At 70.3% G+C, this 13391-nt stretch carries 10 protein-coding genes, 1 tRNA gene and 2 rRNA genes; 4 read left to right on the forward strand and 9 right to left on the reverse strand.

The window, feature by feature from the left end; genetic code table 11:
* Positions 1-41: 41 nt before the first annotated feature.
* Both ABS78_RS16205 and ABS78_RS16210 read right to left on the reverse strand, forming a co-directional pair.
* On the reverse strand, positions 42-1673 hold the full coding sequence (locus ABS78_RS16205) for a Na+/H+ antiporter (RefSeq protein ID WP_293381533.1): 1632 nt from the start codon (positions 1671-1673) through the stop codon (positions 42-44).
* A gap of 145 nt (positions 1674-1818) precedes the next feature.
* On the reverse strand, positions 1819-2490 hold the full coding sequence (locus tag ABS78_RS16210) for a bifunctional 4-hydroxy-2-oxoglutarate aldolase/2-dehydro-3-deoxy-phosphogluconate aldolase (RefSeq protein ID WP_293381536.1): 672 nt from the start codon (positions 2488-2490) through the stop codon (positions 1819-1821).
* Between the two features lie 200 nt (positions 2491-2690).
* Between ABS78_RS16210 and ABS78_RS16215 the strand changes: the two genes are divergently transcribed.
* Both ABS78_RS16215 and ABS78_RS16220 read left to right on the forward strand, forming a co-directional pair.
* Positions 2691-3620 (forward strand): amidohydrolase, encoded by a 930-nt coding sequence (locus tag ABS78_RS16215; protein ID WP_293381539.1) that lies wholly within the window; start codon positions 2691-2693, stop codon positions 3618-3620.
* The gene (locus ABS78_RS16220; protein ID WP_293381542.1) at positions 3617-4303 is read left to right on the forward strand and encodes a hypothetical protein; all 687 of its coding nucleotides are present in this window, start codon (positions 3617-3619) and stop codon (positions 4301-4303) included. Before ABS78_RS16215 ends, ABS78_RS16220 begins: the two co-directional genes overlap by 4 nt.
* A 6-nt stretch (positions 4304-4309) precedes the next feature.
* Here ABS78_RS16220 and ABS78_RS16225 read toward each other — a convergent pair whose 3' ends face one another.
* Together ABS78_RS16225 and ABS78_RS16230 are read right to left on the reverse strand one after the other, a co-directional pair.
* Entirely contained in the window at positions 4310-6148 is a 1839-nt protein-coding gene (locus tag ABS78_RS16225; RefSeq protein WP_293381545.1) for a PBP1A family penicillin-binding protein, read from the reverse strand.
* Positions 6149-6353: 205 nt separating this feature from the next.
* A complete protein-coding gene (locus ABS78_RS16230; RefSeq protein WP_293381548.1) occupies positions 6354-6704 on the reverse strand; it encodes a DUF1428 family protein in 351 nt (116 codons plus the stop codon).
* Between the two features lie 172 nt (positions 6705-6876).
* Here ABS78_RS16230 and pyk point away from each other — a divergent pair, with 172 nt between their 5' ends.
* Together pyk and ABS78_RS16240 are read left to right on the forward strand one after the other, a co-directional pair.
* Positions 6877-8304 (forward strand): pyruvate kinase, encoded by a 1428-nt coding sequence (gene pyk / locus ABS78_RS16235; protein ID WP_293381551.1) that lies wholly within the window; start codon positions 6877-6879, stop codon positions 8302-8304.
* A 78-nt stretch (positions 8305-8382) separates the two neighbouring features.
* The gene (locus tag ABS78_RS16240) at positions 8383-8739 is read left to right on the forward strand and encodes a YbaN family protein (RefSeq protein ID WP_293381554.1); all 357 of its coding nucleotides are present in this window, start codon (positions 8383-8385) and stop codon (positions 8737-8739) included.
* 18 nt (positions 8740-8757) lie between these two features.
* On the opposite strand, the gene ABS78_RS16245 is transcribed toward ABS78_RS16240, so the two are convergent.
* The 5 genes from ABS78_RS16245 to ABS78_RS16265 form a co-directional block, all read right to left on the reverse strand.
* Positions 8758-12081, reverse strand: coding sequence for a CHAT domain-containing tetratricopeptide repeat protein (locus tag ABS78_RS16245; RefSeq protein WP_293381557.1), 3324 nt, complete (start codon positions 12079-12081; stop codon positions 8758-8760).
* 58 nt (positions 12082-12139) lie between these two features.
* On the reverse strand, positions 12140-12583 hold the full coding sequence (locus ABS78_RS16250) for a universal stress protein (RefSeq protein WP_293381560.1): 444 nt from the start codon (positions 12581-12583) through the stop codon (positions 12140-12142).
* Positions 12584-12764: 181 nt separating this feature from the next.
* A tRNA-Met gene (locus ABS78_RS16255) sits at positions 12765-12841 on the reverse strand.
* A gap of 77 nt (positions 12842-12918) precedes the next feature.
* Positions 12919-13033, reverse strand: a 5S ribosomal RNA gene (rrf, locus tag ABS78_RS16260).
* A 69-nt stretch (positions 13034-13102) separates the two neighbouring features.
* A 23S ribosomal RNA gene (locus ABS78_RS16265) occupies positions 13103-13391 on the reverse strand; the annotation flags it as partial.

Consider the following 13391-nt stretch of genomic DNA (forward strand, 5'->3'; position numbering starts at 1 on the left):
CATAGCCAGGAGGCGCCGGCGGCTCGGCATGGGCGGGATCGTCAGCCGGTGTAGCGCGCTTCCAGAAGATCGATGTCGCGCACGAGTTTCCGGGCCGGTTCGTCTTCGATCTCGCGGGCGCGGGCGCGCCGGAAGATTTCGTCACGCTCCGCCTGCAACCCGACGAGCCGGAGCTGGCGCTCGATCTGCTCGGTCCGGCGCGAGACCGCCGCCGCCTCGGGTGTGCCGACCCGACCGTCGATCTGGTTACGGTAGAGTTCCATGATCCGTGAGGCGGCGTCGATGTAGACGTCGGTGTCGTCACGGCCCACGCTGAGGTCGTGCTGGGCCGCTTCGATCGCCCGGATCGCGGCCTGCGCCGCCGCCACGCGCGCCTCGTCGATCTCGACCTGATGCGAGGGCTCGCGCGGCGGCTCCAGCCCTCTCAGCACGCGGGGCAGACCCACGCTGGCCACGCCCAGCGAAACCAGGATGACGCCTCCGGCCAGGAAGATCGCCAGGTCGCGAGCCGGGAACACCGAACCGTCGGCCATCGCCAGGGGCAAGGTCAGGACGCCGGCCAGGGTGATCGCGCCGCGCACGCCCGCCAGCGACATGGCCGCCACCAGCCGCAGGCTTACGCGCTGCGGCCGCTCGCCGCGACGCCTGGCCCGGAACCAGGTCAGACGCAGCGAGGCCCAGACCCACGCAAACCGCATGACGCCCAGCGCCAGGCTGATCGCCAGCACGTAGACGGCGAGCCACCACACTTCGGCATGCCCCGTGGCGCGCACCGTCTCGCTGGCCTTGCCCAGCAGACCCGGCATCTGCTCGCCCAGCAGCACGAAGATGACGCCGTTGGCGGCGAACTGGACCACGTCCCAGACGGCGGCCCGGCGGACGCGCGTGACCGCCAAGGCGCGGCCGGTCTGTTCGGTGAACCCCATGGTCACGCCCGCGGCCACCGCCGCCAGAATGCCGGAACACTGGAGGTGCTCGGCGGCGAGGTAGGCGCCGAAAGGGATCAGGAGGCTGATGAGGATCTGGGCGCTGGTGTCTTCGCCCAGCCTGCGCGTCAGCCAACCCTTGGCGACCGATACGGCCCAGGTGACTCCCACCCCCACGGCGATCCCCCCCGCAGCCAGCCAGGCGAAGGTCAGGATCGCGTCCTGAATCACAAAGGTCCCCGTGAGCATCGCCGCCACCCCAAAGCGCATGCACACCAGGCCAGATGCGTCGTTGAGCAGCGCCTCGCCCTCGAGGATGTGCATGACCCGTCGGGGAATGGGGGTGCGGGACGCGATGGCCGACACCGCGATGGGATCGGTGGGCGAGATGACGGCCGCCAGGGCGAACGCGACCGGCAGGGGCATGGCCGGAATCATCCAGTGGATCATCAGGCCCACCCCAAGAACCGTCAGGATCACCAGGCCGATGGCGAGTTCCAGCACCATCGCCCGATCACGCAGCAGGTCGGCCTTGGGGATGCGCCAACCGTCGAGGAACAGGAGCGGCGGCAGGAAGAGCAGAAAGAACAGCTCGGGCTGGAGCTCGACCGTCGGCACGGCAGACAGGGCGATCACCGCCCCGAGGCCCACCTGGACAAGCGGAAGCGGCAACCGGATCAGCCGCGCGAGCGAGCCGCTGACCACCACGGCCAGCAACAGAAACAGGATCGTATCGACAGAACTCAAAGCGCCTCCGCTCGGGCGCTGTCACTGGGGGCCGACATCGCAGCCACCCGGGAGGCGCGCTCCGTCCAGCCGCCGATGGGTCCGACGCGGGTCGCCCACCGCGCGCCCACCCGTCGCACGCTCACCAGCGTCCCGTCCCCACCTCTCATCGTCCCCGGATCGCCCTGATGCGCGCCACGGTCTCGGCCACGCGCGCTTCGAGGCCGGCGTAGTCTCCGGCCTCCAGCAGCGCCTTGGTGATCAGGTTCGAGCCCATGCCGCAGGCCACGATGCCGGCGTCGAACCAGGGCTTCAGCGACGCCTCGGTCACGTCCACGCCGCCGGTCGGCATGATCCGGGTCCAGGGCATCGGCCCCAGCACCGCCTTGACGAAATCGGGCCCGCCGACCGAGCCGCCGGGGAACATCTTCACGATCTCGCAGCCCAGTTCCTGAGCCTGGCCGATCTCGGTGGGTGTCGCACATCCCGGGCTGTAGGGGATCATGCGACGGTTGCAGAGCCGCGCCACCTCCGCGTTCAGCAGCGGCCCCACTACGAAGTTCGCGCCATTGGCTACGTAGAGCGCCGCCGTCGGCGCGTCCACGATCGACCCCACGCCCATCACCACGCTCGGGTCGGCCTTGGCGAAGTGCCGCGTCACCTCCAGGAACACCTCGGCGGCGAAATCGCCTCGATGGGTGAACTCCACGCACTTGGCGCCACCGTTGGCGCAGGCCTGGATGACGCCCACGCAGACCGCCGGATCGGGGTGATAGAAGACGGGGATCACGCCCTGATCCATCATCGCGTTCAGGGTGAACAGGCGGTCGCGGGCCATGCGGGCGTCTCCAGTCCGGCGGGATCGGCCGGACGCGCCGGCGTCACGCATGTAATCCGTTGCGTGGTCCTCGCGGAAGACCACGGCGCCGCAAAGTCTTTGGCCGCTTTCCTGTCGACCGCCCTGGCCGCAGACCCCGCCTGCGCTAAGGTCGGCTTTCGGCGGGCCGACGTCCCGCACGCGCAGGGGGCAGACGAACCATGAACCTGAAGTCCTCAGCCACGGTCCTGGCCGCCCTCCTGCTGGGAACCGCCGCGCAGGCCGCGCCGCTGCCGGTGTTGAAGAAGCAGGCCATCGCAGGGGTCGAAGCCCGCGCGAAGCTGGCCCAGCAGATGAACGACAAGATCTTCTCGTTCGGGGAGCTGGCGTTCCACGAGGTCGAGACCTCGGCCTACATCACGAAGATCCTCGAAGAGAACGGCTTCACCATCCGGCGCGGCGTCGCGGGCCTGCCAACCGGCTGGACCGCCACCTGGACCAACGGCCAGGGCGGGCCGGTCGTCGCCATCGGCACCGACATCGACGGCATCCCGAAGGCTTCTCAGACCCCCGGCATTCCCTGGCGCCAGCCCCAGGTCGAAGGCGCCCCGGGCCACGGCGAGGGCCACAACTCGGGCAACGCGGTCAATGTGGTGGCGGCCCTGGCGGTCAAGGAGCTGATGATCCGCGACGGAATCCGCGGCACGCTGATGCTGTGGCCCGGCGTCGCCGAGGAGCTGCTCGCGGGCAAGGCCTACATGGTGCGCGACGGCGTCTTCAAGGACGTGGATGCGGTGATCTTCACCCATGTCGGCGACAACCTGGCCACCGCCTGGGGCCCGACCACGGGGACCGGCCTCGTCTCGGTCGAATACACGTTCCAGGGCGCCTCGGCCCATTCGGCGGGCCGTCCCTGGATGGGGCGTTCGGCCCTGGACGGGGTCTCCCTGATGAACATCGGCTGGGAATTCCGGCGCGAGCACATCCGGCCCGAGCAGCGTTCGCACTACGTCGTCACGGACGGCGGCGACCAGCCCAACGTCGTGCCGCAGGTGGCCAAGGTCTGGTACTATTTCCGGAACAGGACTTCAAAGGCATCTCGGCCCTCTACGAGATCGGCAACCGCATCGCCGACGGCGCCGCCACCATGACCGACACCAGGGTCGAACGCCGCATCCTGGGAACCGCCGCGCCGCGACACTTCAACCGTCCGATGGCCGAGGCCGCCTACGCCAACATCCAGGCCGTGGGCCTGCCGAAATGGACCGCCGACCAGCAGGCCTTCGCCAAGGCCGTCCAGAAGGAGATCGGCGCCGAGAAGACCGATGGCCTCGCCACCGAGCTGCGCAAACTCCAGCCCCCGCCCGAGAAGCCCGAGAGCGGGGGCTCGGACGACATCGGCGACGTCTCCTGGGTCGCCCCCACCATCACCATCCTCTATCCCGCCAACATCCCAGGCCTGCCCGGCCACGCCTGGTCCAGCGCCATCGCGATGGCCACCCCCATCGCCCACGACGGCGTGGTGGCCGGCGCCAAGGTGGTGGCCACGACCACGCTCGACCTCCTGCTCCGCCCCGACCTGCGCAAGGCGGCCAAGGCCTATTTCACCGACGTGCAGCAGAAGGATCAGGCCTACGTCCCGATGATCTCGGCTTCCGACAAGCCGCCGATCGAGATCAACACCGACATCATGGCCCGCTACCGGCCCCAGATGCGGCCTCTCTATTACGACGAAACCCGCTATCCCACCTACCTCGACCAGCTCGGTGTGACGTGGCCGACGCTGGAGCGTCCGGAGCAGGGGCGGACCGGACCGGCGACCGGAACGCCCTGAGCCTCCTCAGAAGACCGGCGACGCATCCTCTTCCGCCGGAACCACGGCCTCGGGCTCCGCCTCGAAAGCGTCGGCTTCGGGCGGCTCGGGCCGCTCCGGCGCCGGCGGGCCGGGCAGGATGGCCTGGCGCGGAACCCTGGGCAGGGCGGCCGTCATGAAGGCCCGCCACATCTCGGCCGGCGCCGTCGCGCCGCTGATGCGGGCCATCGGCCGTGCGTCGTCGCGCCCCATCCACACGCAGCTCGCGAAGCTCCCCGTGTAGCCACAGAACCAGGCGTCCTTGTAGTCCGACGTGGTGCCGGTCTTGCCCGCCAGATCGTAACCCGCCACTCGCGCGCGGCCCCCGGTTCCCGAGGTCATCGCCGTCCGGAGCATCCGGTTCATTTCGCTCAGCGCGGGATTCGCGATCACCTGAACAGGGGCGCCGGCGCTCTTCTGGTAGATCGTCCGTCCGCCCGAGCGGATGCGCTCGATGCCGTAGGCCTGTACGCGCACGCCGCCGCTCGCGAAGGCGGCGTAGGCCTGGGTCATTTCCAGCGGCGAGACCAGGCTGGTCCCCAGCGCCATCGCAGGATCGGTGTTCACCGGGGACACGATGCCCAGCCGCCGCGCCGTGGCGGCCACGGCCGGCCGGCCCGCCTCGTCCGCCAGCCGCGCGGCCACCGTGTTGACCGACCGGGCCAGCGCCGTTTCCAGCGTCACCGGCCCCAGGAAGCTGCCGGCGTCATAGTTGGCGGGCGTCCAGCCGGCGATGGTCACCGGTTCGTCCACCACGGGCGTATCGGGCGTCAGCCCCTGCTCCAGAGCGGTGAGGTACACGAACGGCTTCCAGGCCGATCCGGCCTGCCGCCTGGCCGTCACGGCGCGGTTGTAGGGCGCGCGCGCATGGTCGACCCCGCCCGTCAGCGCGCGGACACGACCGCCGCCGTCCAGCGCCACGATGGCCGCCTGCTCGGCCGCCTGGGCCTTGTAGCGGGCGACCGTCGCCTGCGCCGCGGCGGCGGCCGCCGCCGACATCGCGCTGTCGAGGGTCGTCTCGACCACGAGGTCGCGCGCCGGCTTGGGAACCATCCGGCGAACTTCCGCATCCGCCCAGTCCACGAAATACTGCGCAGACGCCATCGGCGGCGTCTTCCAGACCCGCGGCTTCTGCACGACGGCCTTGTCGCGCTGGGCGGCGGTGATGGCGCCCGTCTCGACCATCGCCGCCAGCACGAGGCGGGCCCGCTCCTCGCAGCGCTCGGGCTGATCCACAGGGTTGTAGCCGGTGGGCGACTTCAGCACGCCCGCCAGCATGGCGGCCTCCTTCAGGCTGAGTTTCGCCGCGGGCTTGTTGAAATAGCGGTGGGCCGCCGCCTCCAGCCCGTAGGCCCCCGAGCCGAAGTAGACCCGGCTGAGGTAGAGGCCGAGGATCTGGGCCTTGGAGTAGGTCCGCTCCAGTTCCACGGCGTAGACCAGCTCGGTCGCCTTGCGCTCCAGCGTCCGCTCCTGGGTCAGGAACAGATTCCGGGCGAGCTGCTGAGTGATCGTCGAAGCGCCCTGGGTCGGACGCCCGGCGCCGATCCCATCGACCACGGCGCGGGCGATGCCTCGAGGATCGAAGCCATTGTGCTGATAGAAGCGGCGGTCCTCGATGGCCACGAACGCCGCGGGCACATGCGCGGGCAGCTTCGAGACGTCCACCGGCGGCGCGTAGCGCCCGCCGCGAACGCCGATCAAGCCGCCCGAGCGATCCAGATAGGTGATCTGCGGCGCCCGCGTGATGGGAGGCATCCGTGGCAGCTCGGGTCCCTGGACGGCCTGAGGGGCTGCGGCCAGAGCGAGTGCGGCGGCGGCGGACAGCAAGGTTCAGGCTCCGGATACGCGTCCCCACCCCTGTCTGTCGCGCACCGCCCGGTCGTCCAAGATAATTCGGCGTAATGCGGCCCCGTTACGCAGCTTGCGGACGGCGTCTGCACCGGGTCTGCAACGCCCGCGGAAACCGCGGGGCGCCTCGCGAGCCCGGCCGCGCAGCATTGGGCCTGCGATATCCGGTCAGCCCCGGACGACGCTAGAGGCTGACGAAGCCCTCGAAGCCCCCGTAGATCATCCGCTTGCCGTCGAACGGTGGGGCGTCGCCCGACTTCAGGCGCGGATCGGCCATCACCTTGGCGTTGATCGCATCCCGCGAGGCCCGGTCGGGATAGGTGATCCAGGAGAAGATCACGATCTCGTCGTCCTTGGCCTGAACCGCACGGGGAAACGAGGTCAGTTCGCCATAGGGAACATCGTCGGCCAGGCACTCCACATAGCTGAGCGCGCCATGTTCCATCCACACCTTCCCCGCCAGTTCGGCCAGGGCGCGGTAGGCGTCGAGATTCGCCTTGGGTACGGCCAGCAAGAAGCCGTCGACATAGGGCATTGGGCTCTCCTTCCATCGTCGTCCGGTCACAGGACGGATCAGCCGCCCGAAACCCGACATTCGGCAAACCGTATCAGACGCCTCGCCGTTGCTTGCTGCGGACGCCGAGGACGGCCAAATTCCGATCTTCGGATTCGACGTCGGATCCGCAGGGGTTGAGGAGACCACCCGCGTGGCTGAAGCGATCCGGCGCCGCCGGCGGGTCAAGATCGTCGCCACCATCGGGCCGGCGTCCGCCAGCCCCGAACGGCTTGAGGAACTGTTCCGCACAGGGGCCGACGTGTTCCGCCTCAACTTCAGCCACGGCGCCCAGGACCAGCACGCCGAAGTGATCGCCCGCATCCGCCGGATCGAGAAGAAATGCGGGCGGCCCATCGGTATCCTCGCCGACCTTCAGGGCCCCAAGCTCCGCGTCGGCCGCTTCGCCGCCGGCGGCGTCGTCTTGCAGTGGGGCCGCACCCTGCGCCTCGACCTTCAGGAGCGGCCCGGCGACGGCCAGCGGGTGCAACTCCCACATCCCGAGATCATGGCCGCAGCCGCGCCCGGCTCGATCCTGCTGCTGGACGACGGCAAGATCCGGCTGGAAGTCACGCGCCAGACGCCCGAGTTCCTCGACACCCGCGTGATCGTCGGCGGGCGGCTTTCCGACCACAAGGGCGTCAACCTGCCGGGCCTCACCCTCCCGATCCCGGCGCTGACGAAGAAGGACCGGTCCGATCTCGCCTTCGCCCTCGAACACGGTTGCGACTATATCGGCCTGTCGTTCGTCCAGAGGGCCGAGGACGTGGCCGAGGCTCGCGAACTGGTGGGCGACCGCGCCTTCATCCTCTCCAAGATCGAAAAGCCCGGCGCGCTTCAGTCCATCGACGAGGTGCTCCAGCTCTCGGACGCCATCATGGTTGCGCGGGGCGACCTGGGCGTGGAACTGCCCGCCGAGGACGTGCCCCTCATCCAGAAGCGCCTGATACGGGCCGCGCACCGCTACGGTCGCCCCGTGGTGGTCGCGACACAGATGATGGAGAGCATGATCGAGAACCCGACGCCCACCCGCGCCGAGGCCTCGGACGTGGCCACCGCGGTCTTCGACGGCGCCGATGCGGTCATGCTCTCGGCCGAGAGCGCCACGGGCAAATATCCGGTCGAGACCGTGCGGATGATGGACCGCATCATCGCCCGCACCGAGGACGACGAAGACCTGAAGGCCGCCCGCGCCGCCCTTCGCCCCACGCCAGAGAAGTCGGCGGGCGACGCCATCTGCGCCGCCGCCCGCCAGGTGGCCGAGACCATCGACGCCAAGGCGATCGCCGCCTTTTCACTCTCCGGCCGCACGGCCATTCGCATCGCCCGCGAGCGCCCCGACGTCCCCATCCTCGGCCTCACGCCCAGCCTGGAGATCGCTCGCCGGATGGCGCTGGTGTGGGGCGTTCACGCCCTGGCGTCCGAGACCACCCACACCATGACCGAGACGGTGGCCCAGGCCGCCACCCTGGCCCTCAAGAGCGGCTTCGCGCGGCGGCGCGAGGAGATCGTGGTGGTGGCGGGCGTCCCCTTCGGCCGTTCGGGCGGCACCAACTCGCTGCGCGTCGCCCAGGTCGTCTGACCGCTGTTCTTCCGGAAGGACACGCCGCTGGACGGCTCGCCCGACATCCCGCCCTCGCCCGCCAAGGCCCCGCCACGGATGAAGGTCATCCTCTATCGCGGCGTCGGGTGGGCGGCGGTGGGTCTCGCCACGGCGGGCGTGGTCCTGCCCGTGCTGCCCACCACGCCCTTCCTGCTGGTCGCGGCCTGGGCCTTCGCCCGCAGTTCGCCCGAACTCGCGGAGCGGCTGCGCAATCATCCCCGCTTTGGTCCCTTCCTCCGCGACTGGCAGGACCGCGGCGCCATCCCCGCCAAGGCGAAGGCCACCGCCATCGTCCTGATGGCCGCGAGTTGGGGAGTTCTCGCCCTGACTCTCCCGAACCCGTGGATCCTGGGCGGCGTGGCGGCCACGCTCTGCTGCGTCGCCATCTTCCTGCTCACCCGCCCGAACGCGTGAGCAGAGGCAACGCCGAGGTCAGTCGCTGCTGGCCGCGATCAGGGTGAAGGGCGCCCAGGCCGTCGGGTCGCGCCAATCCGGAGTCCAGCCCGCCACGGCGCTGCCGTCTGTCCGCCGTCCCGTACGCACCGCTCGCATCGCCCGCTGGCGCGCCTCGGCCCGGCTCAGGCGGGGATCGGCCTGTTCGGCCGCCAGCATCTCGACCGTGAGCGCCGCGGTGGCGTCGTCCGCCACGCGCCAGTGGCTGGCCACCAGGGCTTCCGCGCCGGCGTAGAGGAACGCCCGCGCCAAGGCCGATAGGCTGTCCGAGCCTCCCTCGGCCGAACCCGTATTGCAGGCCGACAGGATCACCCACTCGGCGCGGAACGACATCTGCGCCACTTCCGAGGCGCCCAGAAGCCCATCGTCGCCAGGACTCGTCGCGGCGGGAGGGGTGAAGACCAGACCCGGTTCGTTTCGGCCGTTGAGTTCGCCCGGCAGCAGGCCGTGGGTCGCGAAGGCCACCACCCGCGCCTCGGCCAGCCTCGGATCCGACCGCACCGCGGGCTCCGTCGCCGCCGCGCCAAGCACGAGGCTCGAGGGCGGCGCCCCCAGCGCCCTGGCCATGGCGTCGAGTTCCTGGCGTGTGCCCGGCAGGGGCTCCATGCGGCGCAGCACGCCCAGATCACCACTCCCGCCGCCGCCAAAGGCCGGGTCGCCATAGCCCACGAAGCCGCCCGTTCCCCGCGGGACTTTTGCAACGCCTTTCGGGCGCAGCACGGCGACGGCCGGCAGACTGGTCACGGCGTAGCGGTCGGCCAGCCAGCGCACCCGCCTCAGGTCGCCCGAACGCGGGACGCCGACGGCCAGCGCATCCACCGGCAGGCTGGCCAGCGGGCCGCCGGCCGTGACGAACAGCCGGCGCACCCCCACCAGCGCGGGCTCCACCGGGCGCACCACGGCCACATACAGGGCATGAGCCAACCGGGGATCGAAGGCCGCGGCCGCCCGCGCGGAACCGCAGGTCAGCGGGTCGAGCCCGCAGCGCAGAACCGCCACCTGCTCGGCGAGCGAATCCACCCCGCCGGGCAACCGGCGCCAGGACAACCCGCGCCGGCCGACGGCGAAGACATAGATGTCCCCGTCCGCGGGCGTGATCAGCAACAGGCCTTCGCCGGGGGCCAGTCGGGCCTGGACCTCTTCCAGCGACAGAGGCTGCGGCGACACCAGGGTCGCATAGCCCGGATAATGCTCGCGCAGGTCGGCCTCGACGGCCGCCAGATCGCGCGCCGCGGTCTCGATGGCCACGCGCAGGGCCGACGCCTTGTCGGACAGGCCCGCGCCCAGCGCCTGAACGGCCTGGGCGTCCAGCACCCGGATCGCGGACGACAGGTCCTGCTGTCGCCGCGCCAATCGCGCCAGATCGCCCGCGCCCGCCGCCGTCCGCGCCGCCGTCTGGGCCATCGCCAGTCCGGCCGCCGAGACCTCGAGGTCTTGCGCCGCCAGGAACGCCTCAGCGCCCAGGGTGTCCGGATCGGGCGACTGCGCCGCCGCCGCCAGGAAGGCCGCGAACGCGCGGTCCGCAGGATCACGCGTGGATTGGGCGCTTCGGGCCCGCAACTCGGCGCGGGCCGCCGCATCGCCGGCCGCGCCCGCCTGCAATCGCCGCGTCCTGACCAGCGTCATGGCCGCGCGCGCATGCTCCAGCGCCGCCGCATTCGCCCGCGGCGCCAGAATGCGCGCCAGCAGCGCTTCGCTGGCCGCGATGTCGGGATGCCCGTCCGGCAGGATCGCGCGGCGTAGGCCCAGCGCCGCGCGCGCCGGGGCTTCCGCCGCCTCCGGCCGGCCCGCAAGCTCCAGGGCCGCCGCCAGATTGTGATGTCCGGTCGCCGTGGCCGGCGACGATTCGCCCAACCGCGCCCGCCGAATGGCCAGCGCACGGCGGAACGCGGACTCCGCCGCCCCGGGGTTCCCGGCCTGGGCCTCCAACACCCCGATCTGGCTCAATATTCCCGCCACTGCCAGACTGTCCGCGCCCAGAGCCGCTTCCTGGACTTCCAGCGCCTGGAGCAGAAGCGGCCGCGCATCGTCGCGCCGGCCCTGGGCGACGAGGTTTCCGGCGGCCCCCGCGAGAGCATGGGCGGTGTCGGGATGCGCCTCCCCGCTGGAGGTCCTCAGGATTTTTAGCGCCCTGCGGCGCAGCGGCTCGGCGTCCGCCGGTCGTCGTTGATCCTCGAGGTTGGCGGCCAGCGCACCGTATTGCGCGGCCATCCGGGGCGTATCTTCGCCGAAAGCCGTTCGCTCGATCTCCAGTGATCGCCGCAGGAGCGGCTCGCCCGCCTCGGGACGCCCCCCGAGCGCGAATACGGTCGCCAGGTCGCCGAGATCGGTCGCCACCGCCGGATGACTGGGTCCGCTCGCAGCTTCGGCGATGGCGAGCGCCCGACGGAACTGCGTCTCCGCCTCGGCCAGCCGCCCCTGTTCCAGGTAGAGTTGCCCCAGGTTGGAGGCGTCTCGCCCCGCCAGAGGATGCTGCACTCCCAGCGCCGACGCATCGATGGCTGCGGCGGCCTCGTACAGCGCTTCGGCCTCGGAGAACGCTCCCAGCGTCTGTCTCAGGCGGCCCAGGCCGTTCAGCACGACCGCCGTCGCCGGGTGCTGGGGCCCGTTGATCGCCCGGGCCAGAGCCAGCGCCTCGACCTGAGCGTCGGCGGCCTCCCGATACCGGGCCTGCGCGGCGAGATTGTCGGCCAACCCGCTCATCAGGGTCGGCAACGTCGGGTGCCGATCCCCCATCGCGCTTCGGATCGCCGTCAGCGCGGCCCGCTGCAGCGGCTCCGCCTCCGCCGCCCGGCCCTGGGCAGTCAGCAGCAGCGCCAGGGTGTTCTGTATGCTCCCGGTGAGGATGTGCCCTTCCCCCACCTCCACGCGGGCCAGGGCCAGAGCCTGACGCGTCTGGTCCTCCGCCTCGGCGATCCGGCCCTGCCCCGCCAACGCGTTCGCCAGCGAGATGCGGCTCATAGCCAGCTCGCCCCGGCCGTCGCGGAGCGTCGCCGACAGCCCGATCGCCTGGTTCGCCAGCCGTTCGGCCGCTCCGGCGTCGCCCGCGGCAAGCGCGTACCCCGAGCCGGTCATCATCAGGAGAAGACAGCGGTCGGGTTGGGTCGGGGTGGGGCGACAACGCTCCAAGGCCGCTTCGACCAGCCCCTGCGCCTCGCCGTAGCGGCCGGCGATGAAGGCCGCCTCCGCCTCGGGAGCCCGAACCCGGACGGCCGCCGGCGCCGCGGCGGCCGTCCCCACGCCGGTCAGCCACGCCAGGACGACGGCCCAAAGGACTCGTCCGGCCCGACGACACACCCTCATGAACGCGGTCCCGTCAGATCCGAGCCGATCCCCCCGCACGGCTTCCGACCGGCGACGCCTATTTCAGCACGAGCACGGGAATCGCGCTGCGTGTCACGACTTCCGAGGCCTGGCTGCCGAGCAGGAGGCGCCCGACGCCCCGCCGGCCGTGCGAGGCCATCGCGATCAGGTCGCAGCCCTGCGCCTTTGCGGTGTCGAGGATGGCTTCGGCCGGCTGGCTGCGGGGCACGTGGACACCGTCCGCCGCCACGCCGGCGCCCGCGGCTGCGGCCTTGGCCCCGTCGAGGGCCCGGCGGGCGTTCTCGTCCTGCGCGCCCGAGTAGGCGGCCATGTCGAAGGCTGGCGACGCCAGCACGCCCGGATCCGTGAACACCGGAAGCGGCTCGGACGCGATCACGAAAGTCACCTTCGCCCCCAGCGCCTTCGCCAGTTCCACACCGGCCTGAACGCCCTTCTGGGCCACTTCCGAACCGTCCGTCGGAATCAGGATGTGCCGATACATGCCGCGATCTCCCTCGATATGATGGGGGCGAAACTGTCCGGGTGAACCCAGGCGCTCCCCGCACGCATCAAACGAACTCTCGGACCGGATCGCAACCCGCCGGCGCGAAGTCGTTCGCGTTTCGCCCTCGGCCGAAAACACGAAACCCCCGCCGCGATTGCGACGGGGGTTTTGCATTTAATGGGTGCGGGAACAGGATTTGAACCTGTGACCTTCAGGTTATGAGCCTGACGAGCTACCGGGCTGCTCCATCCCGCGTCAAAACTGATCGATCTAAAGACCGGCCAGGCCGGCATCGTGAATTGAAGGGTTCTGGATCCTGATCCGCTTTATAGACCTGGCGGCGACCTACTCTCCCGCGCCTTAAGACGAAGTACCATCGGCTCTGAGAAGCTTAACGACCGAGTTCGGGATGGGATCGGGTGGGGACTTCTCGACAAAGCCACCAGGTCAATGAAGCGGATCAGATTGAGAAGACATCAGCGCCGCCATGCAAAGCGCGCATAAGTTTTACTAAGAACGATCAAGCCGATCGAGCGATTAGTACCAGTAAGCTCCATGCGTCGCCGCACTTCCACACCTGGCCTATCAACGTGGTGGTCTACCACGGCTCTCGGCGAAGCCTTGTTTTGAGGTTAGTTTCCCGCTTAGATGCTTTCAGCGGTTATCTATTCCACACTTAGCTACCCTGCTGCGCGGCTGGCGCCACGACAGGTCCACCAGAGGTGTGTCCATCCCGGTCCTCTCGTACTAGGGACAGATCCTCTCAAGCTTCGTACACCCACGGCAGATAGGGACCAAACTGTCT

The sequence above is a fragment of the Phenylobacterium sp. SCN 70-31 genome (assembly GCF_001724605.1).
Taxonomy (GTDB): domain Bacteria; phylum Pseudomonadota; class Alphaproteobacteria; order Caulobacterales; family Caulobacteraceae; genus Phenylobacterium.

Excerpts from the sequence above, each read along its gene's own strand:
- ABS78_RS16245 (WP_293381557.1), bottom strand. The coding sequence starts at position 12,081 with ATGAGGGTGTGTCGTCGGGCCGGACGAGTCCTTTGGGCCGTCGTCCTG.
- ABS78_RS16240 (WP_293381554.1), top strand. The coding sequence starts at position 8,383 with ATGAAGGTCATCCTCTATCGCGGCGTCGGGTGGGCGGCGGTGGGTCTC.
- ABS78_RS16215 (WP_293381539.1), top strand. The coding sequence starts at position 2,691 with ATGAACCTGAAGTCCTCAGCCACGGTCCTGGCCGCCCTCCTGCTGGGA.
- ABS78_RS16210 (WP_293381536.1), bottom strand. The coding sequence starts at position 2,490 with ATGGCCCGCGACCGCCTGTTCACCCTGAACGCGATGATGGATCAGGGC.
- ABS78_RS16220 (WP_293381542.1), top strand. The coding sequence starts at position 3,617 with ATGACCGACACCAGGGTCGAACGCCGCATCCTGGGAACCGCCGCGCCG.
- ABS78_RS16250 (WP_293381560.1), bottom strand. The coding sequence starts at position 12,583 with ATGTATCGGCACATCCTGATTCCGACGGACGGTTCGGAAGTGGCCCAG.
- ABS78_RS16230 (WP_293381548.1), bottom strand. The coding sequence starts at position 6,704 with ATGCCCTATGTCGACGGCTTCTTGCTGGCCGTACCCAAGGCGAATCTC.